Raw genomic sequence first — 25,489 nt, forward strand, 5'->3', positions numbered from 1 at the left:
GCCACCGCAGCGCCCCTGGTCGCCCGCCCGTGCCCGGTCCGGATAACGTCGCGCGACAGTCGTCGGCTGCAGGTGCGCGTCCGGCCGGTGAAGACAGGAGCCGAAATGCGTGCAGAGGTGGCCAGTGGTGCCGCTCCGGGGTCCAGCCGGAGCCGGCACACGGCCCGGCGGTTCCGGCACCTGGTCATCTGCATCGCGCTCACCGCCCTCGCCTTCCAGCAGGCCCCGGGACAGGTGGTCCCCGACACCAAGGTCGACCTGAACGTCAACCCGGCCGGGTGGCTGCTCCGCTCGCTGCACCTGTGGGACCCCACCGGCACGTTCGGCCAACTACAGAACCAGGCGTACGGCTATCTCTGGCCGATGGGCCCGTTCTTCCTGCTGGGGTCGGAGGCCGGCCTCGCGCCGTGGGTGGTGCAGCGGCTGTGGTGGGCACTGCTCTTCTGTGTCGCCTACCTGGGCGCCGTGCGCCTGGCGGGCCGGCTCAACATCGGAACGCCCGCCGGGCGCATGATCGCCGGCGTCGCCTTCGCGCTGTCACCGCGCATCCTCACCCAGCTGGGCTGGTCCTCGGTGGAGGCCTGGCCCAGCGCCGTCGCCCCCTGGGTGCTCATTCCGCTCGTCGGTCTCGCCGCCGGCACGCGACTGCGACGCGCCGTCGCCGCGTCAGCCCTCGCCGTCGCCTGCGCCGGCGGGGTCAACGCCACCGCCGTGTTCGCGGTGGTGCCACTGGCAGTGCTCTGGCTCGCCACCATCCAGCCCGTCCGCCGCCGGGTCACCGCCATCGCCGCCTGGTGTGGCGCGGTGGCTCTGGCCACCGCGTGGTGGTTGGTCCCGTTGCTGGTCCTCGGCCGGTACAGCCCGCCCTTCCTGGACTACATCGAGACCGCTCGGAACACCACGAGCGTCACCGACGCGGCGACCACGCTGCGTGGCGCCTCCTACTGGGTCGCCTACCTGGCCTCCCCGTTCGGACCGACCATCCCGTCCGGGGCGCGACTCGCCAACGAGGCGGTACTTGTCGCCGCCACCCTGGCGGTCGCCGCCCTCGGTGTGCTCGGGCTGTCCCGACGCGGGATGCCGCACCGCCGGTTCCTCATCACCGGTCTGGTGCTCGGCGTCGCGCTCGTCGGTCTCGGACACGTCGGCGACCTGCCGAACCTCCTCGCCGGACCACAGCGGGAGTTCCTCGACGGTGTCGGCGCACCCCTGCGCAACGTGCACAAGTTCGACGTCCTGCTCCGCCTACCCCTGTGCCTGGGCATGGCGCACCTCATCGGGCTGGCCGTCCGGGCGGCGCGCACCGCACCCGCGCGGCACCGTCCGCGAACCGTCGCCCGCGCCTGGCTGACCGCCGGCGCCGCCATCGTCGCCGTCACGGCGGTCGCCACGCCCGCCCTCGCGGGCGGTCTCGCCACCCCGGGCAGCGTCAAGGAGGTGCCCGGCTACTGGCACGAAGCCACCGACTGGCTCGACGCGAACACCGGGCGCGGGCGGGTGCTCGTCGTGCCCGGAGCGCGCTTCCCGTCGTACGACTGGGGCAACACCACCGACGAGATCACCCAGCCGCTGCTCAACAGCCGGTGGGCGGTACGCAACGCCATCCCCTTCACCCCACCGACAACGATCCGGCTGCTGGACGTGATCGAGTCGACGCTCGCCACCGGCTCCGGGTCGACCGGCCTGGCGGACCTGCTGGCCCGATCCGGGATCAGCCACGTCCTGTTCCGCGCCGACCTCGACCACGGCCGCTCCGACACGGCCCGCCCCGCTGTGGTCCGCCAGGCGCTGGAGCGTTCACCCGGGTTGACCCTCGTCACGGCCTTCGGCCCGCTGCGCGGCGGCCCCTCGTCCCCCGACGAGTTCCGTGACCATGGGCTCGACGTGCCCGTTCGGGCGCTCGAGGTCTACCGGGTCGACCGGCCCGTCGAGCCTGTGGTCGCCTACGACAGGGCCGACGTGACCACTGTGGTGGGCGGTCCCGAATCCCTCCTCGACCTCGCCGCGGCGGGGCAACTCGGCTCGGCGCCCACCGTCCTGGCCGGCGACGCGTCGACCGCCGAGGTCACCGGGCCGGTGGCGATGACCGATGGTCTGCGCAGGCGCGACGTGTCGTTCGGCGGACTGCGCGACAACACCTCCCAGACGCTGACCGCGGACGACACCTTCGAGGTCACCGCCCCCGCCCACGACTACCTGCCCGAGTGGGGGGCACAGCACTCCACGGTCGCCCGCTTCGAGGGCATCACAACGGTTCGCACCTCCACCTCCCGCTCGCAGGTGGACGCCCCCGGCGGCGCCCGCCCCGAGCACCAGCCGTACGCGGCGATGGACGGCAACCCGGCGACCTCCTGGCAGTCCGCGCCGTACTCGCCCAGCGACCAACAGTGGATCGAGGTGGGCCTCGCCAACCCGACGACTGTCACCCGGGTCGAGGTGTGGTTCGACCTGAAGGCCGACGCCCTGCCCACGACGGTGACGGTCAGCGCCGGGTACGAGAGCAGCACAGTCGAACAGTTCAGCGATCACATGGTGTTCGAGCTGCCCAGCGTCCACGCCACCCGCGAGGTCCGGGTCTCGGTCGACGGCGCGTACGACCTCCGCCCGTTCGGAAACGGCTCGGTCGGCATCGCCGAGATCAAGATTCCGGGCATCCAGACCAGCCGCACCCTGGTCCTTCCCGCCGCACCGGTCACCGACCGGCCGGCGACCGTCGTCGTGTCGGCGGCACCCACCACGCCGGCCTGCTTCTCCGTCGACGGGCACCCCCGCTGCTCCACCGATGCCATCCGTGGCTCCGAGGACGCGTCAACAATCGACCGGACGCTGACCCTGCCGGCGGCCGCCGCGTACGACACCAAGCTGTGGGCAGGGCCGACGCCCGGCCCTGCCCTGGACGACGCCCTCGACAAGCTGGTGACCGACGCGCAGCCGCTGCGCCTCGCGGCGCAGATCAGCGCCTCCTCGACGGCCGTGCCCGACCCGACCGGCCGGGCCGGCGCGGCGCTCGACGGAAACCCGGCCACCAGCTGGTCGCCGGCGATCGACGACGAGGCACCGATCCTGCGACTCAAGTGGCTCAAGCCGCAGACCATCACCGGGCTCCGCTTCTCGGTCGACGACAAGATCGCCGCGACACGCCTCGGCAGCGTCCGCGTCGTTGGCGACGACGGCTTCCGCAGCAGCCTGCTGGGCGACGACGGGCTGCTCCGCCTGGACCCGCCGATGCGGACCGACGAGATCACCATCCAGTTCCTCGACAAGCCGTCCGCCACCAGCACCGACCCGTACAAGCTGCGGTTGCCGGAGAAGCTGCCCATCGCGGTCGGTGAGGTGACAGTGCTACCCGGAGCGCCCACCGTCGGGCCGAGCCTCGACACACCAGTGTCGTTGGCCTGCGGATCGGGTCCGACGCTGCAGGTCGGCGCGGCCCGGGTGACCACCTCGCTGCGCGGCACGCTCCGCGACCTGCTCGAGATGCGCGAGATGCCGGTGACGCTGTGCGGCCGGAAAACGCCCCGACAGCTCGACCTGGGCAGCGGAGAGCACCGCCTCGTCGCCACCCCGAGCCAGCTGGCCTCGCCCACCCGGGTCGCCCTGGTGCCCCGGACATCCACTCCGGCCTCGACGACCGCGGCGACCGCCAGTACCACCGAGATCGAAACGTGGGCGGCCACCGAACGACGGGTACGGGTGGCCAGTCACCCCGTCGACCGGGTGCTCGCCGTGCGGGAGAACACCAACACCGGCTGGCAGGCGACCCTCGGCGGGCGGACGCTGAAACCACTTGTGGTGGACGGATGGCAGCAGGGCTGGATCCTTCCCGCCGGCGCCTCCGGAGAGGTGCTGTTGCGTTTCGCCCCGGACACCCCGTACCGGGCGGGGCTTCTCCTCGGCGGCATCCTGCTCGCGGTGGTGGTCCTGCTCGCGGTGCTGCCCGCCCGACAGCCCACCGGGCGCACCCCGGCGACCGTCGTGCCGCGCGGCCGACGCCGGGTCACCCGTTCGCTGCCGCTGCTGGCTGTCGGGGCCGCCGCGCTGGTGCTGTCAAGCGGCCTCATCGGCGGTCTACTGGTCGCGGCGGGGTTCATGCTGGCGGTGCCCGGCCCGCGCCGCCTGCCCTGGCCAGCCGACCCACGTCGGGCCAGGACGATCAGTCGGGCGGTCGAGACCTGGCTCCCGGGCGCGCTGGTCCTGCTCGCCGGGTGGCTGTACCTCGACTCGACACGACGGAACACCGACGCGCTCGTGCAGCTCACGATCGTCGTTGCCCTGGGCGCCCTCTGGCTCTCCACCGCCGCCCGACGACGGCCCGTACGCCGCGCCACGCCAACCCCCGGGACCCCAGCCGTTCCGCTGGTCGTGGCGGGACCGACGCCGGAGACGGCCGAGCGGACCCCGCCGGACACGGCTGAGGCGCCGACGCCGGGCCAGGCGGCGGGGCCAGCCGACGGGCAGCGCCCGACCTTCTCCGAGATCACGTGAGCCGCCGACGAACCGTCCGTCGGGAGGGGACGGCGCAGACGGAGCTGACACGCGGATGGAGCACGGGCCTCGGCGCTGCCGGGGTCAGCGTGACCCTGGCCGGGGTTCTCGTCAACGGCCTGGCCTACCTGGTGCCGGTGCTGGCGGCCCGGCGCCTCGACCCGGCCGACCTCAGCGCGCTCGCCGCGGCCCTCGGTCTGGTGGCCATCGTCGGTGTGCCCGGGCTCGGTCTGCAACTGGCAGTGGCGGTGCACCACGCCCGGCACGGACCCTCCGACACCCGCCGGCTCACAGCTGTCACCGCCGCCGTGTGCGCCGTGACCCTCGTCGCGGCGACGCCGCTGCTGGTCGCCGCCCTGCATCTTCCGGTGGAGATGCCCGCGCTGCTGGCGGTCACCACTGCGGCGATCGTTCTCTCCTCCCGGTCCCTCGGCGAGTTGCAGGGCGGCCAGCGTTTCGTGCGACTCGCCGTCGGGATGACAGTGCTCGCCGCCGGCCGCTACGGCGGTGTGATCGCCGGGTTGCTGCTCGGCGCGGGACCGACCGGCGCGCTGGCGGTCGGCGCGTTGACCGCCGCACTCGCCCCGGCGGTGCTGGCCCGACTCGCCCGCGAGCCCGGACGGTCGTCCACCGCACCACGGCTGAGCGCCGCTCGGGTCGTTGCCGGCTGCGGTGCGACGCTGGCGATGCTCGTCGTGTCCTACGCCGACCTGCTGCTGGCCCGGCAACTGCTGTCCCCGTCGGATTCCGGGGCGTACTCGGTCGGCACCGTCCTCAGCAAGGGCGCGCTCTGGGCGCCGCAGGTCGCCGCCGTCCTCGCCCTACCGAAGCTGGCCCGCGGCGACCGGCGCAGCCGAACGGTTGCGCTCGCGGTGACGGGCGGGTGTGGCGTGGTGCTGGTCCTCGCCTCGACGCTCGCCGGAGGGCTCGCCTTCCGCCTCGCCGGTGGGCCCGACTACGACCACCTCGGCCGCTACGCGCCCCTCTTCGCGGCGGTCGGTGCGCTCTACGCGGTCACGTTCGTACTGCTCAACGACCGTCTCGCGGCCGGCGCACGGTGGGCGGCGGCACCGCTGTGGGTGGGCGTGGCCGGCCTGGTGGCCGGCACCGCGATCCTCCGACCCCACACCGTCAGCGGTCTTCTCCTCGCGGCCCTGGGCACGGCGATGGTCACCACCGCGATGATGGCGGTGGCGGCCCGTCACCCCGCTCGGGCACCGGCGGCTGAGCCCGACTAGCCCTCCGCGAGCCATTCCGTCAGGAGGCGGTGGTCGATCGAGTCCACCCGACCGAGCGGACGACCCGAGGCCACCCGGTCCCGCAGCTCCGCCCGGGTGAACCAGCGCGCCTCCAGCAACTCCTCGCCGTCGACACGTACCTCGTCGGAGGTGGCGGTGGCCCGGAAGCCCACCATCAGGCCGGCGGGGAACGGCCACGCCTGCGATCCCTGGTAGGTCACGTCGGTGACCGTCACGCCCGCCTCCTCGCCCATCTCCCGACGGACCGCGTCCTCCAGGCTCTCGCCGATCTCGACGAAGCCGGCCAGCGTCGAGTACGCGTCCTCGGCCGCGCCCGCGTGCCGGGCCAGCAGACAGCGCCCCGACCGACCGGGTGCCTCGACCAACACGATGATGGCCGGCTCGATCCGGGGAAACAGCAGACGTCCGCACTCAGCCCCGGTGCAGGTCCGCAGGTGCCCGCCGCCGTCCGCGACGGCCGGCGCGCCGCACGTCCCGCAGAATCGCTGCTGCCGGTGCCAGTGCAACAAACCCCTGGCGTACGCCTGGACGGCAGCGTCGCCGGGTTCGAGCCGCCCGACCAGTGCCCGCACGTCGACGGACCGCACCGCACCGGCCATCTCGACGGCGGACCGCTCGGGGAGCGCGGAGAGGTCCGCGGCGAACACGGCGACCCTCCCGTCGAGCCCCAGGAAGACTGTCTCGCCGGCGGCGGACCGGACCAGCGCCGCGCGCTCCGCGCCGAGTCGAACCGGCCCGTGGCCGTCGACGAGACAACGGTCCCGCCACATCGGCAGCAGCACCGTGGTCGACTCGGTGAGCAGGGCGTCCAACCGTGTCGGATCGGTGCGCAACGGTCCCGCCCGGTCCAGCGATCCGCCCCCGTACGCCAACACCCGCTCCGCAGTGTCCACCCGGTCACCGTGCCACGTCGGTGGTCGGCCGTCGGCACCGCCCCCGCACCGTGCGACACGCCGAACGACACGCGGTAGCTGCGCCTGGTGGGCGCAGCCGACGAGGACGGCCGGGCATTCGTTACCGTAGGTGCCTCCGGGAGGGAGGACCTCCCGCGGCACCCTGGCGATCGAGGTTGCAGTGACGCTGTACGGCGAAAACAGTCCACCCGCCGACGACCGGCCCACAGTGCAGGTCACCGCGGTCACCTGGCCGGACGACGGATCTGAGCCGGTCACCACAGCCGCTCCCGGCGAGCTGAGCGGCGGCCCGCGCCGCCCGCGTCGGGTGCGGATACTGCTCGCCGCCGGCATCACTGGTGGCGTCCTCGCCGCCGTGGCGGGCGCCGGTGCCTGGGCGTACGCCGGTGACGTCCCCCGTGGCACCAGCGTGCTCGGCACCGAGCTGGGCGGCCGGAGCCGCGCGGACGCCGACCGGGAGTTGCGGGCGGAGCTGGACCGACGTGCGGCAACGCTCGCCACGCCGCTGAAGGTCACCGTCGACGGGCGTACCGCCGAGATCAACCCGGCCGACGTGGGGCTGGCCGTCGACGTGCCGGCGACCGTCGCGGCAGCGGCTGAGGCGGACGCGCACCCGGTCAGCCGGTTGGTCGGCTCCCGCACCGTCGAGCCAGTGGTGACCGTCGACGAGGGCCGGTTGGACGACGCGCTCCGCAAGGTGCTCGGCGACCAGGCCCAGGGCATGACGATGCCGGCGATCACCTACAAGGGCACCACGCCGAAGGTCGTACAGCCCAAGCCCGGGCTGGCTCTGAACCCGCAGCGCTCCGCCGAGGTGGTCCGTGCCGGCTGGTTGGCCGGCGCCCCGGTCACCGTGCCCCTGGTGGAGACCCACCCGGCGACCACCGCGGAGGAGTTGGACCGGATGGTCAGCGAGCTGGCAAAGCCGGCGGTCGCCGCACCGGTCACCCTGCGCACCAACAAGGGCCAGTTGACGATCCCACCCGCCGCCATCGCGAAGAGCCTCCGGTTCGGCGCCGACAAGACCGGCAAGCTCACCCCGTCGGTGGACGTCAAGCGGCTGCGCGCGGCGCTCGGCGACAAGCTGACCGCCATCGAGGTTCCGCCGAAGGACGCCACGATGACGATTTCCGGTGGCCGGCCCACCGCCAAGGAGGGGCGGGCCGGGCAGCAGCTGGACACGGCGGCCCTCAGTCGAGACCTGCTGGCCGTGCTACCGAAGGCGGACGGCCGCGAGGTGACAGGCGAGTTGAAGCCGACCCCGCCGCAGCTGACCGGGGAGAAGCTCGCCGGCCTGGGCATCAAGGAGCGGGTGTCGACCTTCACGACCCGGTTCACCGGCGGCATGGCCTCGTCGCGCAGCCAGAACATCGCCACCATCGCGAGGAAGGTGGACGGCACTGTCGTGCTGCCGGGGAAGACGTTCTCGCTCAACGGGCACACCGGCGAGCGTGGCTACGCCCAGGGCTACCGGGACGCGCCGGTCATCCTCGACGGCAAACTGGTGCCGGGCGTCGGCGGCGGCACCTCGCAGTTCACCACCACGCTGTTCAACGCGACCTATTACGCCGGTCTGGAGGACGTCGAGCACAAGCCGCACTCGTACTGGTTCGACAGGTACCCGGCGGTCATCGAGTCGACCATCTTCTGGCCGAGTCTGGACTTCAAGTTCCGCAACAACACCGACTACGGCGTGCTCATCGACACGTCGTACACGTCCAGCACGATCACCGTGTCGATCTGGAGCACGAAGATCTACGACAGCGTGAAGACGGAGTACGGGCCGCGACGCAACATCACGACGCCGAAGCAGATCCACCTGGCTCCCGGCCCGTCGTGCATCGAGACCAACGGCATCAACGGTTTCACCCAGGACGCCTTCCGGGTCATCAAGAAGGGCGGCGCGGTGGTCAAGCGGGAGAAGTTCACCTGGCGCTACGACGCGGAACCCCGTTACGTCTGCGGGCCGAAGACGTCCTGAGTTCCGAATCGTTCTGTTGGTCGACTCCGGCTCCTGGGTGATCCTGCTCTGCTCTGGGGTCAGCCCAGGTCTGGGGTCAGCGCTGCGGCGTTGCCGTTGTGTCCGTTGCGCTTGCCGCCCTGCGGTGGCATCGGCACCGTGCGAGTCTCCTGCACCCGGATCTCGGCCCGGAAGCGGTGTGCCGCAGGGTGCCACATCTCCTCGAACGGGCCCATGACCTCGCCGCCGATGCCGCGACGACGGACCCGGGAGGCGAGCCACCAGAGGGCGCCCAGGACTGCCGCCAAACAGCCCGCGAACACCAGAAAGATCAGGACCTCATCCACAGCCCGAGCCTAGGCCCGGGGTCCAGTCCCAGGCCGCCCCCGCACCAGCTGCTGCCCACACCGTCCGCCCAGCCGGACCGCGGGCCGCATGATCGCGCAACATCCTGGTTGTAGTGGTGTCAACGAGTCGGTGAGGCCACTACGTCCTGGTTCGAGCATGACCTTGATGGGCTCGGGCTCAAGCCGGGGGTAGACGCAGAAAAGGCCACCCCATTGGGGTGGCCTTTTCTGGAAGATTGTCCGGCGGCGTCCTACTCTCCCACACCCTCACGAGTGCAGTACCATCGGCGCTGGAGGGCTTAGCTTCCGGGTTCGGAATGTAACCGGGCGTTTCCCCTCCGCCATGACCGCCGTAACTCTATGAACATATCAAACAACCCCGGCACACAAACACGGGTGTTCGCTTGTTCAGAGTTGCACAGTGGACGCGTAGCAGCTTAGTAGTCAAGTCCTCGGCCTATTAGTACCGGTCAACTGAACCCGTTACCGGGCTTACATTTCCGGCCTATCAACCCAGTCGTCTAGCTGGGGGCCTTACCCCACCAAGGTGGGTGGGATACCTCATCTTGAAGCAGGCTTCCCGCTTAGATGCTTTCAGCGGTTATCCCTTCCGAACGTAGCTAACCAGCCGTGCCCTTGGCAGGACAACTGGCACACCAGAGGTTCGTCCGTCCCGGTCCTCTCGTACTAGGGACAGCCCTTCTCAAGTATCCTACGCGCACGGCGGATAGGGACCGAACTGTCTCACGACGTTCTAAACCCAGCTCGCGTACCGCTTTAATGGGCGAACAGCCCAACCCTTGGGACCTGCTACAGCCCCAGGATGCGACGAGCCGACATCGAGGTGCCAAACCATCCCGTCGATATGGACTCTTGGGGAAGATCAGCCTGTTATCCCCGGGGTACCTTTTATCCGTTGAGCGACACCGCTTCCACTCGCAAGTGCCGGATCACTAGTCCCGACTTTCGTCCCTGCTCGACCTGTCAGTCTCACAGTCAAGCTCCCTTGTGTACTTGCACTCAACACCTGATTGCCAACCAGGCTGAGGGAACCTTTGGGCGCCTCCGTTACCTTTTAGGAGGCAACCGCCCCAGTTAAACTACCCACCAGACACTGTCCCTGAACCGGATAACGGTCCGAAGTTAGATACCCAAATCAACCAGAGTGGTATTTCAAGATTGCCTCCACCCATACTGGCGTATGGACTTCACCGGCTCCCACCTATCCTACACAAGCTAATTCGAGTACCAATGTCAAGCTATAGTAAAGGTCCCGGGGTCTTTCCGTCCTGCCGCGCGTAACGAGCATCTTTACTCGTACTGCAATTTCGCCGGGCCTGTGGTTGAGACAGTGGGGAAGTCGTTACGCCATTCGTGCAGGTCGGAACTTACCCGACAAGGAATTTCGCTACCTTAGGATGGTTATAGTTACCACCGCCGTTTACTGGCGCTTAAGTTCTCCGCTTCGCCCCGAAGAGCTAACAGGTCCCCTTAACGTTCCAGCACCGGGCAGGCGTCAGTCCATATACATCGAATTACTTCTTCGCATGGACCTGTGTTTTTAGTAAACAGTCGCTTCCCCCTGCTCTCTGCGGCCATACAACGCTCCACCCGCGCGGGGCTTCACGTCTCCGGCCCCCCTTCTCCCTAAGTTACGGGGGCAATTTGCCGAGTTCCTTAACCACAGTTCGCCCGATCGCCTCGGTATTCTCTACCTGACCACCTGTGTCGGTTTGGGGTACGGGCCGCTAAGAACTCGCTAGAGGCTTTTCTCGGCAGCATAGGATCACTGACTTCACCTGAATCGGCTCGGCATCACGTCTCAGCCTTCATGTGTTGCGGATTTGCCTACAACACGGCCTACACGCTTACCCCGGCACAACCACCGGCCGGGCTCAGCTACCTTCCTGCGTCACCCCATCGCTTGACTACTACCCATCAGGTTCCCACGCTCCCTCAACTCAGTCCGAAGACCTCACCAAGTTCGGATGGTTAGCACAACGAGGTTCATCAGGGACGCTCTTTCGCGGGTACGGGAATATCAACCCGTTGTCCATCGACTACGCCTCTCGGCCTCGCCTTAGGTCCCGACTCACCCAGGGCGGATTAGCCTGGCCCTGGAACCCTTGGTCATCCGGCGGAAGGGTTTCTCACCCTTCTTTCGCTACTCATGCCTGCATTCTCACTCGTGCCGCGTCCACAACTGGGTCACCCCGCTGCTTCACTCGCGGCACGACGCTCCCCTACCCATCCACACACCTGCACAAGGAATCAAGTCCAAGCGAGGATAAAATGTGAATGCCACAGCTTCGGCGGTGTGCTTGAGCCCCGCTACATTGTCGGCGCGGAACCACTTGACCAGTGAGCTATTACGCACTCTTTAAAGGGTGGCTGCTTCTAAGCCAACCTCCTGGTTGTCTATGCGACCCCACATCCTTTTCCACTTAGCACACGCTTAGGGGCCTTAGCTGGTGATCTGGGCTGTTTCCCTCTCGACTACGAAGCTTATCCCCCGCAGTCTCACTGCCGCGCTCTCACTTACCGGCATTCGGAGTTTGGCTGATTTCGGTAAGCTTGTGGGCCCCCTAGACCATCCAGTGCTCTACCTCCGGCAAGAAACACGCGACGCTGCACCTAAATGCATTTCGGGGAGAACCAGCTATCACGGAGTTTGATTGGCCTTTCACCCCTAACCACAGGTCATCCCCCAATTTTTCAACATTGGTGGGTTCGGCCCTCCACGCGGTCTTACCCGCGCTTCAGCCTGCCCATGGCTAGATCACTCCGCTTCGGGTCTAGGACACGCGACTGAATCGCCCTATTCAGACTCGCTTTCGCTACGGCTCCCCCACACGGGTTAACCTCGCCACATGCCACTAACTCGCAGGCTCATTCTTCAAAAGGCACGCCGTCACCCCGCAAGGCTCCGACGGATTGTAGGCGAACGGTTTCAGGTACTATTTCACTCCCCTCCCGGGGTACTTTTCACCATTCCCTCACGGTACTTGTCCGCTATCGGTCACCAGGAAGTATTTAGGCTTACCAGGTGGTCCTGGCAGATTCACGGCAGATTTCAGGGGTCCGCCGCTACTCGGGAACACCCACAGAAGGTCAGCAACTTTCACCTACCGGACTCTCACCGTCTACGGTCAGCCATTCCAGACTGTTCGACTAGCCACTGACTTTGTAACTCCTCGAACAAGTGTCAGCTTGTTCAGCGGGGTCCCACAACCCCGACCACGCAACCCCTGACAGGTATCACACGCAGCCGGTTTAGCCTCGATCCGCTTTCGCTCGCCACTACTCACGGAATCACTAAATTGTTTTCTCTTCCTACGGGTACTGAGATGTTTCACTTCCCCGCGTTCCCTCCACACACCCTATGTGTTCAGGTGTGGGTGACACCACATGACTGGTGCCAGGTTTCCCCATTCGGACACCCTGGGATCACAGCTTGGTTGACAGCTCCCCCAGGCCTATCGCGGCCTCCCACGTCCTTCATCGGCTCCTGGTGCCAAGGCATTCACCGTTCGCCCTTGACAACTTGACCACAAAGATGCTCGCGTCCACTGTGCAATTCTCAACAAACGACCAACCCACAACCCGATCCGCCCCACACCAAAACCCAGCCCCTCTCAGGACCAGCGGTATGTGGGGCCAGGCCATGCCTGGCAGACTGCCAGCCCCCACACAGGAGGCCGGCCACGTCTCTGAAACAACAACCACACGGGTTGTTCCTTCAGGACCCAACAGGGTGCCTACATCTCCCCCCAGCCGCACCAGAAGCAACCATTCCCACCATCCCCGAAGGGTGGCTGTACTAGGCGCCGCCGGCCGTTGCCAGGGCAAAACTTGCCAGTGTCTCCGCCATCTGAGCACCCCGACCCAACATTCGTAGGCCGCGGGCTCCTTGCACCCTTTCAGGTGAAGGTGCTCCTTAGAAAGGAGGTGATCCAGCCGCACCTTCCGGTACGGCTACCTTGTTACGACTTCGTCCCAATCGCCAGCCCCACCTTCGACGGCTCCCTCCACAAGGGTTGGGCCACCGGCTTCGGGTGTTGCCGACTTTCGTGACGTGACGGGCGGTGTGTACAAGGCCCGGGAACGTATTCACCGCAGCGTTGCTGATCTGCGATTACTAGCGACTCCGACTTCACGGGGTCGAGTTGCAGACCCCGATCCGAACTGAGACCGGCTTTTTGGGATTCGCTCCACCTCGCGGTATCGCAGCCCATTGTACCGGCCATTGTAGCATGCGTGAAGCCCTGGACATAAGGGGCATGATGACTTGACGTCATCCCCACCTTCCTCCGAGTTGACCCCGGCAGTCTTCGATGAGTCCCCGCCATAACGCGCTGGCAACATCGAACGAGGGTTGCGCTCGTTGCGGGACTTAACCCAACATCTCACGACACGAGCTGACGACAGCCATGCACCACCTGTGACCGCCCCCGAAGGACCTCACATCTCTGCGAGTTTTGCGGCCATGTCAAACCCAGGTAAGGTTCTTCGCGTTGCATCGAATTAATCCGCATGCTCCGCCGCTTGTGCGGGCCCCCGTCAATTCCTTTGAGTTTTAGCCTTGCGGCCGTACTCCCCAGGCGGGGCGCTTAATGCGTTAGCTGCGGCACAGGGAACCGGAGAGGCCCCCCACACCTAGCGCCCAACGTTTACAGCGTGGACTACCAGGGTATCTAATCCTGTTCGCTCCCCACGCTTTCGCTCCTCAGCGTCAGTATCGGCCCAGAGACCCGCCTTCGCCACCGGTGTTCCTCCTGATATCTGCGCATTTCACCGCTACACCAGGAATTCCAGTCTCCCCTACCGAACTCTAGCCTGCCCGTATCGACCGCAGGCTTGGGGTTGAGCCCCAAGTTTTCACGGTCGACGCGACAAGCCGCCTACGAGCTCTTTACGCCCAATAAATCCGGACAACGCTCGCACCCTACGTCTTACCGCGGCTGCTGGCACGTAGTTGGCCGGTGCTTCTTCTGCAGGTACCGTCACTCTCGCTTCGTCCCTGCTGAAAGAGGTTTACAACCCGAAGGCCGTCATCCCTCACGCGGCGTCGCTGCATCAGGCTTCCGCCCATTGTGCAATATTCCCCACTGCTGCCTCCCGTAGGAGTCTGGGCCGTGTCTCAGTCCCAGTGTGGCCGGTCGCCCTCTCAGGCCGGCTACCCGTCGTCGCCTTGGTAGGCCATCACCCCACCAACAAGCTGATAGGCCGCGAGCCCATCCCAAGCCGAAAAACTTTCCACCACCAGCCATGCGGCCAGCAGTCCTATTCGGTATTAGCCCCCGTTTCCGAGGGTTATCCCAAAGCTTGGGGCAGGTTGCTCACGTGTTACTCACCCGTTCGCCGCTCGAGTACCCCGAAGGGCCTTTCCGCTCGACTTGCATGTGTTAAGCACGCCGCCAGCGTTCGTCCTGAGCCAGGATCAAACTCTCCAACAAAAAATTAGTTGAACAGCTATCCCGGCAACAAACAAATGTTGCCAAAGGAATCCCAACCAGCCAGCAAAAACTGACCAGTCCGGGGTATAAATCATAATTGGCACTGGCTTTACAAGCACCCTGTTGAGTTCTCAAAGAACAACCACACACCGACCAGAAGCCCCACCCAAGTGGAACCCCAACCGGGGTTTTCCGTACCGTGTCCCCGCCGCTCTCGCGCCGGGCACTTTTACTACGTTACCTCACCGTCTTCGCCGTGTCAAACCGTGTGTCCCGGTCTGTCATGCTTCGTACGGATCAGCGCCGGCGCACTCACGCAGCAGCGAACCGCTGCGTCAGGTCGTCGGATTCAGCAGACCGGCCGCTGCGGTTTCCCGCAGTCTCGCCCGGTTCCCTGCCGGTCGTGAACCTTACCCGGTCGGCTTCGCCGCACCAAATCCGCCTCGCGGCCGATCCGGCGAGCCCCGCCCGGACCGTGTCTCGCAGGAGCGAACCCCTGGTTGACCCGGTTGCCATCCCGTTTCGGTGCTCTAGGACCTTCGTCCCGTTTGCCCCGTTCCGCGCTGGCAGAGAGAAAGTTACGCGTCTGCGGGTTTGATCGTCAAATCCACGGGTAGCGGCGCGCGTCACATTCGCTCGTCCGCACGGTTTTCGCAGGTCAGAAGCGTTCGGGAAGCAGCGGGGACTTGGCGACCATCAGCAGTGCGGGCGCCGACCGGCCTGATCCGTAGGAGCGGCGGGGCTCAGGAGGGCTGCCGCCGCCGGGTGGCGAGCCACGCCCGGACGCCGAGGACGCCAGCTGTGGTGCCGATCGCCAGGGACGCGGCGATCAACAGCGCGTGCACCCACAGAAAGCTGGTGGCCGCACCGTCGGCGACCGTGCCGGACGCCCAGGACCGCGGGTCCTGCCAGATGGCCACCGCGAACCTCGGCCAGATCACCCAGGTCCAGACGCCGACTCCGACCAGGAAGAGACTCCACCCTCGCGACAGCACCATGGCAGCCGAGTATGCCAGCGCACCTGCTCATCGGGCTCGCGCCGGCCACCGCAACAGCGGAACCGGCGGCGACGCGAACGCCTGGCGGACCGCCACATCTCGGCAGGAGCGGCGCCGCGCAGAGCGCGGGCTGTTTCCGGCGTCAGGGTGATGGGCACTGCGAAGGGGGACAGCTGAGGACCGTCCCCCTGGAGGTGCCCCGTGCAACCCTCGATCTTCAACCCCTGGGCCTGGCGTGACCCGTCCGCCCTGGCCGGCGGCTACACCCAGACCACACCGTCGGTCAGCCCGCCGGACGGGCAGGAGGGCGGCCACGACGGCCCGGACGCGCCCGGTCCGGGCACGCCTGTCGACCTGGTGGGCTATCAGGTGCGGGCGAGCGACGGGCGCATCGGCAGCATCGACGAGACGAGCGACGAGGCGGACGCCGGACACCTGGTGGTGGACACCGGGCCCTGGATCTTCGGCCAGAAGGTGCTGCTGCCGGCCGGAACTGTGGAACGGGTGGATCACCAGGAACGCGTCGTGCACGTCGACCGGACCCGCCAGGAGATCAAGGACGCCCCACCGTTCGACCCGGACTCGGCCGACCAGGAATATCGGGAACGTGTCGGCACCTACTACGCCGACAGCTACCTGTCCCCGCCGGCAACGGACCGCAGGTAATGTGAGGCCGTGGTCCGGACGGGCAACTGCGCATCCGAGGCGGTCGACCTTGTCGACGGCCGTTTCCTCGGTGCCGCGCCCGAGATCCCGCCCAGCTCCGGCGACGGCCGTGAGCAACTTCTGAACGTCCTCCGTGCCGGTGGTCTGCGGTTTCGTGCCGGCGCGCGATGGCGGGCGACTCGCTGAGTCGATCCCGCTGACCGAGCAGGGCTGAGCCAGCCCTGCTCGGCGCGCGCCCACGCGTGACCCACCTTCGGATAACGAGAGGCACCACCATGTCCGTCGCACGAATGCTCACCGGCGACCGGCCCACCGGCCGCCTGCACCTCGGCCACTACGTCGGCAGCATCGCCAACCGGGTGCGGCTGCACCGGAGCTACGAGAGCTTCTTCATCATCGCCGACCTGCACATGCTCACCACCCGCAACCGCCGGGAGGACATCGACCAGGTCTCCGGCAACGCCCGGGAGATGGTGACCGACATCCTCGCCGCCGGCGTCGACCCGGACCGGGCCACCTTCTACCTCCAGTCGGCCATCCCCGAGGTCGGTGACCTCAACACCCTCCTGCAGAACCTGGTGACCGTTCCCCGGCTGGAACGGGTGCCGTCGCTCAAGGACATGGCCCGCGACGCCGGCAAGGAGGAGATGCCGTACGGGCTGTTGGGTTACCCGGTGCTCCAGGCCGCGGACATCCTCTGCGTCAAGGGGGAGGTGGTCCCGGTCGGCCGGGACAACGCCGCGCACGTCGAGGTCACCAGGGAGATCGCCCGGCGGTTCAATCACCTGTACGGTCCGGTCTTCCCGGTGCCCGAGCTGATCCCGGCGGACACACCGAGCCTGGTGGGGACCGACGGCGCCGCCAAGATGAGCAAGAGCCGGGGCAACTCGATCGCACTCTCCGACGACGCGGCGACGGTACGTCGCAAGGTGCTCGGCATGTACACCGACCCGAATCGGGTGCGGGCCGACGTGCCGGGCACCGTGGAGGGCAACCCGGTGTTCGCGTACCACGAGGTCTTCAATCCGGACCGCGACGAGGTCGCCGATCTGGCAGGGCGGTACCGGGCCGGGCGGGTGGGTGACGTCGAGGTCAAGGAGCGGCTGATCGTCGCGCTGGAGGGGTTCCTGGCGCCGATCCGGCAGCGCCGGGCCGAGATCGAGGCCGACCGGGGTCTGGTCGACCGACTGATCGTCGAGGGTACGGAACGGACCCGCCTGGAGGTACGCCAGACGGTGCTCGAGGTACGCCGGGCGATGGGGCTGACCGGCGCGTACCAGCAGGTGCGGCGGCGGGCTGAGCGGAGCCGGCGCCGAACGGACGCCTCGATCTGAGGCCGGGGCGTCCGGTCGGCGACGTGACGTCGGGTCCGCTGCGACACCTTCGGGGTCTCAGCGGATCCGGACGTCAGCCAGATCCAGGGTGATCGGCGTCCAGGAGAGGTCCGGGGTGCGGTCCTCCTGGCGGATGTGGATCCGGCGTCGCGTCGGCACGACCAGCCCGTCGACCTCGGTGGCTCCGCTGACGTAGTGCGCGACCGGGGAGGAGTCGTTGACGACCGGCTGGTAGTCCATGCGGCGCAACAGCCCGCTGTCGTCGAAGTAGTACAGCTGGGTCTCGGTGTGGGTGTGCACGCTCTCGGGGAACGTGACGCGCAGTACGCGCCACGACTCGCCGTCCTCCGTCCACGGCTCGATCTCGTGCGCCTCGACGCCTGGCCAGGTGAACAGGAACGGCTCGACGAGGTAGTGCCAGGTGGCGTAGCCACGGAAGTAGGCCGCCTGGGCGAGCGTCCACTGGCTCTCCTGGGTGTAGCCGGCGAAGCTGGCCCGGGGGTTCGTCAACTCGTCGATCAGGCTGCCGTCGGCCGCGCTGACGGTGACCCGGTCGGTGTCGCTGTCGTACTCGGTGATCTGGCCGGTGCCCTCCTGGACGTGGCGGATCCGTTCCCGGTGCAGGTCGGCCTCGACCAGTTCGGTGCTGTCGAAGTCGGGGCGGCCCTTGAACGCCCAGAACGGGCCGCCGTAGGTGAGCCGGGTGGTGAGGGTCGACGCGGTGTTCCAGCGATCGAGGCCGCCGTGGCGCTCGATCACCTTGGCGAGCAGTGCATCCATTGCTTACTCCTAAGTTAGGACTAGATGGTGTCACGTTAGCACCGCTCGGTGGACGCCGACTACGATGGAGATGTGACTCAGCGGACTTACCAGGACGCCTGCGGGGCGGCGCGCACGATGGACATCGTCGGCGAGCGCTGGGCGCTGTTGATCGTCCGAGAGTTGGTGTTCGGCCCGAAGCGTTTCGGCGATCTGCGGGCCGGCCTGCCGAAGGCCAGCCAGAACGTGCTCAGCCAGAGACTGCGGGAGTTGGAGCAGTCCGGCATCGTCCGGCGGGTGCAGCTCGGGCCGCCGGCCAGCGTGCACGCGTACGAGCTGACCGAACGGGGTCAGCAACTGGAGCCGACACTGATCGAGCTGTCGCGGTGGGGCGCCGGCCTGCCCGCGGAGCCGGACGTCGAGATGAGCACCGACGCGTTCATGCTGTTGCTGAAGGCCCTCTATCGGCCACCGACCGACGCGCCGGTGACCGCCCGGCTCCGGTTGCAGGTGGGCTCCGACGCCTTCGAGGTGGGGGTGTCTTCGAGTGGGATCAGCGTGGCCCGTGGCCGGTCGGGCCCTGTCGACGTCACGGTCACCGGCACGGTCAGAGCGCTGCGCGAGCTGATGTTCGGTGGCACACCGCTGCGGTCGGCGGTCTCGACGGGCGAGATCGAGGTGCACGGCGACACCGCGGCGGCCGAGCGGTTCTTCCTGCTCTTCGGAGCAACGCCGGGCGAGTGGACCGGATGAACCACCGACCGATATAGCGCAGAATGCGAGGGTGAGGAGGATTCTCGACATTCGTCTGGTGCCGGCGGGGGTGACGCACCGGACCACGATGTTCGAGATCTTCTTCGACCTGGTCTTCGTCTTCGCGCTCACCCGGGTCATCACGTTCATGGCGGGCTCGCCGAGCGCGCTCACCCTGGCCCAGGGGCTCCTGCTCCTGCTCCTGCTGCTGTACTCCTGGGGCCCGTACACCTGGGTGGGAAACCTGGTGCGCCCGGACGTCGGCCTGGTCCGCGCGGCCACCCTTGTCGCGATGGCGGCGATCTTCGTGGCCGCGCTGGTGCTGCCGGACGCCTGGAAACAGAGCCCGGGTTTGCTCGACGCGCCACTCACCCTCGCCCTGGCCTACGTGGTCGGCCGGGCGGTGCAGCTCGTGGTCCTGTTCTGGGTGAGCGCGACGAACCCACCGCTGCGCTCGACGCTGCGCTTCTTCAGCGTGCCGGTGATCCTGGCGTGGTTCCCGCTGATCGGCGGCGCGCTGCTCGGGGGCGTGGCCCAGACGGCGCTCTGGACCGCCGCGTTGCTGGTGGACATCGGCGGCGCGCGGATCGCGTCCGCCTTCCGGCCGTGGCAACTGGGCAGCGTGGACCACTTCACCGAGCGGTTCGGCCTGGTGCTCATCATCGCGCTGGGCGAGTCGTTGATCTCGGCCGGCGAAGGGCCACGGACGATGGCACCGGTCGGTGCGGCAGTGCTGGCGGCGCTGCTCGGGCTCACCAGCACGGTCTGCCTGTGGTGGCTCTACTTCGATCGGCTGGCCCCCGCCGCCCGGGAGGCCGTCAGCAACGCGCCGGGTGAGCGCCGGGCCAGCGTGGCCGGCGACGCGTACGGCATCGGGCACTCCCCGCTGATCATCGGCGCCATCTACGTCGCGCTCGGCATCGAGGAGGTGATCGCCCAGCTCACCGAGGAGTCGGCGCACCCCGGCCGGTTGGGCTGGGAGGCCGCGGTCGCGCTCTACGGCGGTGCCGCCCTCTACCTGCTCAGCAGGTTGGTCTTCCGTCGGCTGACAGTTGGCGCGGTGTACCCGACGCAGGTCGTCGCCGCGCTGCTGCCGCTGGCCCTGCTGCCGATCGGCCGATCCCTGTCACCGCTGGCGGCGCTCACAGTGCTGACCGCCTTCCTGATCGGGGTGACCTGGTTCGAGCGACGGATGGACCGACGCGACGAACGACGCGACTCAGCACTCCCGGGCGTTCCCTGAGCCCTCTGGTGCGGCCCGGCCAAAAGATCTGCCGCGCCGTGTCGATATCCCCGGCCCGCGTTCGTCGTCATGCTGTACGGCGACACGCCGCACCGAGAGGAGCCGAAACGTGAAGTACATGCTGCTGTTCATGAGCCCGATGGTCGATGGCGAGGTCGTCGACAACGGGTGCAGCTTCGAGGACTGGATCCGCTACGACCGGGAGATGAAGGACGCCGGGGTCTGGGTCTCCGGGCATCCCTTGCAGGACCTGACCACCTGCACCACGGTGCAGGTCGGCCCGGACGGCGAGCGCACGATCACCGACGGGCCGTTCGCCGAGACCCGCGAGCTGCTCGGCGGGTACGACGTCATCGACGTGCCGGACCTCGACGCCGCGCTGGACTGGGCGGCCCGCAGCCCCGGGGCCATCGGCACCGGATCGGTCCAGGTCCGTCCGATCTTCGAGATCGACGTGCAGGCCTGACCATGCCGGGTGAGGAGGCAGCCGTCGGGTCGTCGGTGGAGGCCGTGTTCCGGGAGGAACGCGGCCGACTGCTCGCCTCGCTGGTGCGCCGCTTCGGCGACCTCGACCTGGCCGAGGAGGTCGCCTCGGAGGCCATCGAGGCGGCGCTGACGCACTGGCCGACCGACGGCGTCCCGAGCCGGCCGGGCGCCTGGCTGCTCACCACGGCCCGGCGTCGAGCGGTGGACCGGCTGCGTCGGGACCGGGTGCTGGCGACGCGGCTCGCCGTACTCCGGGCGGAGGCCGAGCGGGCCGACCACGCGCCGCCCGCCGACGCGGACCGCGATCTGCCCGACGACCGGCTGGCGCTCTTCTTCACCTGTGCGCACCCGGCCCTGGCCGCGGCGGATCGCGGCGCGCTCACCCTGCGGTTCCTGGCCGGCCTCACCACGGTCGAGGTCGCGCGGGCCTTCCTGGTGCCGCCCGCCACCATGGCCCAGCGACTCGTCCGGGCCAAGCGGAAGATCCGCGACGCACGCATCCCGTTCCGGGTGCCCGGGCCCGACGAGCTGCCCGGTCGTCTGCCCACTGTGCTCCAGGCCGTCTACTCGGTCTTCACCGAGGGGTACGCGGCCAGCTCCGGCCCGGATCTGCAACGGATCGACCTGGCCGAGGAGGCCATCCGGCTGGGCCGGATCCTGCGGCGGCTGCTGCCCGCCGAGCGGGAGGTCGCCGGGCTGCTCGGTCTGATGCTGCTGGTCCACGCCCGACGGGACGCGCGTACCGGGCCGGACGGCGCCATGGTCCTCCTCGACGACCAGGACCGCGGACGCTGGGACCGTCAGATGATCGAGGAGGGGCGCGGCCTGGTGGTGGTCGCCCTGACCGGCCGAGCGCCCGGCCCGTACGGCGTGCAGGCCGCCATCGCCGCGCTGCACGACGAGGCCGCGGACGTGGCCAGCACCGACTGGCCGCAGGTGGTGGCGCTCTACGACGTGCTGTTCGGCCTGGTGCCCTCACCGATCGTCGCGTTGAACCGGGCCGCCGCGGTGGCCATGCGGGACGGGCCGGCGGCGGGGCTCGCGCTGCTCGACGAGTTGGCCGACGAGCCGCGGCTGCGCGGTCACCACCCCTATCCGGCGGCGCGGGCCGAGTTGCTGCGCCGGCTCGGCCGGTACGACGAGGCCGCGGCCGCGTACCGCAGCGCGTTGACGCTGGTCGGCACCGAACCGGAGCGCGCGTACCTGCTCAGACAGCTGAAAGCCGTCACGACGGAGTGAGCTGTACCCTTCCCGGGTGAGTCTGCCTCTGCCTCCCGGGCCGTTCGCCGCGTACCTGTTCGATTGCGACGGCACCATCGTCGACTCGATGCCGCTGCACTACCTGGCCTGGCAGCAGGCCCTTGAGGAGTGGGGCTGCGAGTTCCCGGAGGACCTCTTCTACGCCTGGGGTGGGCGACCCACCGCCGACATCATCGTCGCCCTGAACGAGCAGCAGGGTCTGGCCATGCCGGTGGCTGCCGTCGTCGAGCGCCGGGAGAGCTACTACCAGGAGTTGCTGCCGCAGCTCGCCGCCGTGCCCGAGGTGCTGGCGCACATCCACGACGCGCACCGGCGGGTCCCGTTCGCCGTCGTCTCCGGCAGCACCCGCGCGTCGGTCACCGCCTCCCTGGACGCGCTCGGCCTGCTGGACCGGTTCGACGTGCTGGTCTGCGCCGACGACTACACCCGGGCGAAGCCCGACCCGGAGGCGTTCCTGCTCGCGGCGGAGCAGCTCGGCGTACCCCCGGAGTCCTGCCTGGTCTTCGAGGACACCGACCTGGGCATCCAGGCCGCGACGGCGGCCGGCATGGCTTCGGTACGCGTGCCGCAACAGCGCACGCCCTGACGTCTCAGGCCACAGTCAGCAGGAGCTTTCCGGCGAAGGACGTCTGTAGGCGCTGGTGCGCATCCCGCACCTTGCCCAGCGGGAACTTCTCCGCGACGTGCACCACGAACGGTCCCGCCTCGATGAGTTCGTTGAGGCGCTGCAACTGTCGAGGGCTCGATTCGCCGTCGTACGCGCGGACCGTCACACCCGGCCGTTCCTGCGGCTCGGGCCGCACCCCGTGGGCGAACGCGACCACCCCGCCGTCGGTCAGCGCCTCGGTGAGCCGGTCCAGTGTCGCGCCGCCGGCCATGGCCAGGATGGCGTTCACCCCGCCCGGCGCCGTGTCCCGGATCCGGGCCAGCACGTCGGTCATGTCGCCGTGGCCGTCGACTGACACGTCGGCCCCGAGCCGGGTCACCAGCGCGACGCCGTCCGTCCCGGACGCCACGGCGATCACGTTCAGCCCCTGCCGCTTCGCCAACTGCACGGCCAGGTGGCCCTGACCGCCGCTCGCGCCGAAGATCAACAGCCAGTCGCCGGCCGACAGGCTGAGCGCGTCGAGCCCGGCCAGCGCGGTCAGCGCGTCGGTGGGCATGGCACCGGCGTGCTCCGGCGGCACACCGTCGGGCACCTTCGCCGCGTACTCCGCCTTGACCGACGCGTACTCGGCGTAGAAGCCGCCCTTCGGCCGGGTGGTGGCGGAGACGTAGACCAGGTCACCCACTCCCACGTTCGTCACAGTGCTGCCGGCCGCGATGACGGTTCCGGCGCCGTCGGAGCCGGGCACGATCGGGAGCGCCGAGCCCTCCGGCACCAGTGCGCCCTCCCGCTCGTACACGTCCCACACCCCGACGCCGGCGCTCCAGACCTTGATCAGCACCTCGTCGTCGGCAACCTGCGGAATCGGCAACTTCCGCAGGGTGATCACCTCCGGCCCGCCGAACTCGTCCAAGGCCGCAGCCTGCATCCGCTCTGGCACATCCCCGTCAACCATGTGGATTCCCTCTCCGTGCCGGCGTCACCGTCGCAGCATGCCGGCTCGGGACCAGGCGTGGCCCGGAGCTGAGCGTCGTTCACCCACAAGGACGAACGCCCGCGCTCGGCGGGCCCCGCCCGGCGTAGCCGGGGCGGGCACGGGAATGTCCGCGTACCGCCCCGGGCGCGAGCGCGGGAGCGTCGCGCTGGCCACGGGACCGACCGGAAGGGGCATCGTGCGCGCTCGGTCGACGCGGGCCACGGCCTGGCTCCTGGTGGCACTGGCCGCGGCCTCCGGCTGCATCGACGTGATCTGTCTGACCAAACTCAACGGCTACTTCGCCAGCGTCGTCACCGGCAACCTGGTGCACTTCGGCCACGCGCTCGCCACGGCGGACACCCGCTCGCTCGCGGGTGCGGTGGTGGCGGTCGGCGGGTACGCGGTGGGCGTGGCCGGTGCCACTGTGCCGTTGCGTCACACCCCACCAGGTTGGAACCGCCGTACCGCTGTGGTGACGTCGGTCGAGGCGGTGCTGCTGCTCGGCTTCACTGTGGGCTGGTTGGCCTGTTCGGCACGTCCCGGGTACGGCTTCGGGCTCGTGCTGTTGGCGATGGCCGCCCTGTCGAGCGGCATCCAGAGCGTGATCACAGTGGCCGCCGGCGTACGGGGTGCGTCGACCACCTACCTGACCGGCTCGCTGACCGAGCTGGTCCGGCGGCGCGTCGTCGACCCGCACCGGTTCGCCGACGTGGGCGGCGTCGGCCGGCTCGCGGGGCTGGTGGTCGGCGCCGTACTCGGCACCGTGGTGCTGCGTACGGCCCCGACCTGGGCCTCCGTGCCGGCAGCGGTGCTGGTGGTCGCCGTGATCGCGTTCGCGGTCGGCCTGACCCAGCGCGCGACGACCGGCGCCGGCCGCGTTGACCGGAGCGGCGATTAGGACGTCTGCGGCTCCGGTCCGCGAAGCGCCTGCTCGACGGCGTCGCGTACCCGGGCATCCTCGCGCGCCTTGCGCTGCGCCCGGTTGCGGCGCCGGTAGAGGTACGCCCCGACGAGTACGGCGATCAGCACGACGAGCGCCAGCACCAGCGTCCAGGGCAGGGCCCAACCGTGTGCGGTGACCTGGACCGGCTTGAGCGGGGTGGTGGAACCCGAGGCGTCGGTGAGCAGCGGTGTCACTGTCGCGGTAGCGGCCAGCGAGATGGCGGGAGCCACCCCGTGGACGGGCACCGTCACGTTCCAGCTCTCACCCGGCAGCAGCTCCGGCGGTGCGGCGACGTCCTCGGCCCGTACCCGCAGTAGGCCGAACGGGCCCGAGACGGTCACCGCCTGCTTACCGGACAGGGCCGCGTTGCCGACGTTGTGGACCTGGTAGGTGATGGTGGCGTCACCCTTGCTGAACGGGTTGGTCGGTCCGGCGTACGTGACGTGGAGGTTCTCGATCGCGAGGTTCGGCCTCAGTTCGCCACCCACCCGCAACTTGATCCGGATGCCGAGGCGCCGGTCGACGTTGATCCCCTCAGCCTGGTCGGCCTGGGTGAGCGTGGTGAGGATGCCACCGACGTAGTCACCGGGCGTGGCGTTCTCCGGAACGCTGACCTTGAAGGGCACCTGGGCGGTCTTTCCGGGCTGGATGACGACGCTGCCGGCGTTCGGCTTCACCCAGGCGCCGACCGCGATGGACTTCGTGTCCCTGGTGAGCAGGTCGAGTTGGCCGGCGTCGGTGGTGAAGCCGTCGGCCGCGTACACGGAGAGAGTCAGCGGCGCCGGGCCGCGGTTGGCCACGACCATGGCGTCCTCGACGGCGCCACCCGGGTTGACGTTGTAGCTGTAGCTGGACCGGGCCTCGCCGTAGCCGTTGGAGGCAGTCCGGACCGTCCAGGCGACGTTACCGTCCGCCGCCACTGCGGGACCGGCACCGACACCGACGGCCGCGACGACGGCGAGCAGGGACAGTGCGGTCGTACGGAGGCGTGCGGCGGTCGTGGTCTTCCAGCGAGTTACGGACGGTTGCATCTCAAGTCCTTG

Annotated in this window: 17 protein-coding genes and 3 rRNA genes; 11 read left to right on the forward strand and 9 right to left on the reverse strand. The window is 68.7% G+C overall.

What is annotated here, in order from left to right; translation table 11 throughout:
• Positions 1-105: 105 nt before the first annotated feature.
• Together IW249_RS08315 and IW249_RS08320 are read left to right on the forward strand one after the other, a co-directional pair.
• Positions 106-4,485, forward strand: a complete 4,380-nt coding sequence (locus tag IW249_RS08315) for an alpha-(1->3)-arabinofuranosyltransferase (protein WP_196920208.1) — start codon at positions 106-108, stop codon at positions 4,483-4,485.
• Entirely contained in the window at positions 4,482-5,723 is a 1,242-nt protein-coding gene (locus IW249_RS08320; RefSeq protein WP_372432945.1) for a polysaccharide biosynthesis protein, read from the forward strand. Before IW249_RS08315 ends, IW249_RS08320 begins: the two co-directional genes overlap by 4 nt.
• Here IW249_RS08320 and nudC read toward each other — a convergent pair.
• A complete protein-coding gene (gene nudC, locus IW249_RS08325; RefSeq protein ID WP_196920209.1) occupies positions 5,720-6,637 on the reverse strand; it encodes an NAD(+) diphosphatase in 918 nt (305 codons plus the stop codon). The genes IW249_RS08320 and nudC overlap by 4 nt on opposite strands.
• A 181-nt stretch (positions 6,638-6,818) precedes the next feature.
• Between nudC and IW249_RS08330 the strand changes: the two genes are divergently transcribed.
• On the forward strand, positions 6,819-8,639 hold the full coding sequence (locus IW249_RS08330; RefSeq protein WP_196920210.1) for a VanW family protein: 1,821 nt from the start codon (positions 6,819-6,821) through the stop codon (positions 8,637-8,639).
• A 59-nt stretch (positions 8,640-8,698) separates the two neighbouring features.
• Here the strand turns inward: IW249_RS08330 and IW249_RS08335 are convergent, their stop codons facing one another.
• The 5 genes from IW249_RS08335 to IW249_RS08355 form a co-directional block, all read right to left on the reverse strand.
• Positions 8,699-8,965, reverse strand: coding sequence for a hypothetical protein (locus tag IW249_RS08335; RefSeq protein ID WP_196920211.1), 267 nt, complete (start codon positions 8,963-8,965; stop codon positions 8,699-8,701).
• Positions 8,966-9,203: 238 nt separating this feature from the next.
• Positions 9,204-9,320: ribosomal RNA gene (gene rrf, locus IW249_RS08340) — 5S ribosomal RNA — on the reverse strand.
• A gap of 85 nt (positions 9,321-9,405) precedes the next feature.
• Positions 9,406-12,515 (reverse strand): 23S ribosomal RNA (locus IW249_RS08345).
• A gap of 391 nt (positions 12,516-12,906) precedes the next feature.
• Positions 12,907-14,421 (reverse strand): 16S ribosomal RNA (locus IW249_RS08350).
• Together the 16S, 23S and 5S rRNA genes form the textbook arrangement of a ribosomal RNA operon.
• 743 nt (positions 14,422-15,164) lie before the next feature.
• Positions 15,165-15,419, reverse strand: a complete 255-nt coding sequence (locus IW249_RS08355) for an SCO4848 family membrane protein (RefSeq protein WP_196920212.1) — start codon at positions 15,417-15,419, stop codon at positions 15,165-15,167.
• A gap of 201 nt (positions 15,420-15,620) precedes the next feature.
• Here IW249_RS08355 and IW249_RS08360 point away from each other — a divergent pair, with 201 nt between their 5' ends.
• Positions 15,621-16,085, forward strand: a complete 465-nt coding sequence (locus IW249_RS08360) for a PRC-barrel domain-containing protein (RefSeq protein WP_196920213.1) — start codon at positions 15,621-15,623, stop codon at positions 16,083-16,085.
• A gap of 275 nt (positions 16,086-16,360) precedes the next feature.
• On the forward strand, positions 16,361-17,419 hold the full coding sequence (trpS, locus tag IW249_RS08365) for a tryptophan--tRNA ligase (protein ID WP_196920214.1): 1,059 nt from the start codon (positions 16,361-16,363) through the stop codon (positions 17,417-17,419).
• 57 nt (positions 17,420-17,476) lie between these two features.
• On the opposite strand, the gene IW249_RS08370 is transcribed toward trpS, so the two are convergent.
• Positions 17,477-18,199 carry a hypothetical protein gene (locus IW249_RS08370; protein WP_196920215.1) on the reverse strand — a complete coding sequence of 241 codons (723 nt, stop codon included), beginning with the start codon at positions 18,197-18,199 and terminating at the stop codon, positions 17,477-17,479.
• Positions 18,200-18,271: 72 nt separating this feature from the next.
• On the opposite strand from IW249_RS08370, the gene IW249_RS08375 reads away from it, so the two are divergent.
• From IW249_RS08375 to IW249_RS08395, 5 genes are all read left to right on the forward strand, one after another.
• On the forward strand, positions 18,272-18,931 hold the full coding sequence (locus IW249_RS08375) for a winged helix-turn-helix transcriptional regulator (RefSeq protein WP_196920216.1): 660 nt from the start codon (positions 18,272-18,274) through the stop codon (positions 18,929-18,931).
• Positions 18,932-18,962: 31 nt separating this feature from the next.
• On the forward strand, positions 18,963-20,174 hold the full coding sequence (locus IW249_RS08380; protein WP_196920217.1) for a low temperature requirement protein A: 1,212 nt from the start codon (positions 18,963-18,965) through the stop codon (positions 20,172-20,174).
• 118 nt (positions 20,175-20,292) lie between these two features.
• Entirely contained in the window at positions 20,293-20,640 is a 348-nt protein-coding gene (locus IW249_RS08385) for a YciI family protein (protein WP_196924694.1), read from the forward strand.
• Positions 20,641-20,642: 2 nt separating this feature from the next.
• The gene (locus IW249_RS08390; protein WP_196920218.1) at positions 20,643-21,899 is read left to right on the forward strand and encodes an RNA polymerase sigma factor; all 1,257 of its coding nucleotides are present in this window, start codon (positions 20,643-20,645) and stop codon (positions 21,897-21,899) included.
• A 16-nt stretch (positions 21,900-21,915) separates the two neighbouring features.
• Positions 21,916-22,506, forward strand: coding sequence for an HAD family hydrolase (locus IW249_RS08395; RefSeq protein ID WP_196920219.1), 591 nt, complete (start codon positions 21,916-21,918; stop codon positions 22,504-22,506).
• Positions 22,507-22,510: 4 nt separating this feature from the next.
• On the opposite strand, the gene IW249_RS08400 is transcribed toward IW249_RS08395, so the two are convergent.
• Positions 22,511-23,482 carry a quinone oxidoreductase family protein gene (locus tag IW249_RS08400; RefSeq protein ID WP_196920220.1) on the reverse strand — a complete coding sequence of 324 codons (972 nt, stop codon included), beginning with the start codon at positions 23,480-23,482 and terminating at the stop codon, positions 22,511-22,513.
• Positions 23,483-23,699: 217 nt separating this feature from the next.
• On the opposite strand from IW249_RS08400, the gene IW249_RS08405 reads away from it, so the two are divergent.
• Positions 23,700-24,401: a YoaK family protein gene (locus tag IW249_RS08405; RefSeq protein WP_307788544.1), complete on the forward strand. Its 702-nt coding sequence runs from the start codon at positions 23,700-23,702 to the stop codon at positions 24,399-24,401.
• Here the strand turns inward: IW249_RS08405 and IW249_RS08410 are convergent.
• Complete coding sequence (locus IW249_RS08410; protein WP_196920222.1) at positions 24,398-25,477, reverse strand: COG1361 family protein; 1,080 nt, start codon at positions 25,475-25,477, stop codon at positions 24,398-24,400. The two genes, IW249_RS08405 and IW249_RS08410, sit on opposite strands and share 4 nt — an antisense overlap.
• Between the last annotated feature and the right edge of the window lie 12 nt (positions 25,478-25,489).

Origin of the sequence: Micromonospora vinacea (assembly GCF_015751785.1) — a bacterium.
GTDB classification, from domain to species: Bacteria; Actinomycetota; Actinomycetes; order Mycobacteriales; family Micromonosporaceae; genus Micromonospora; species Micromonospora vinacea.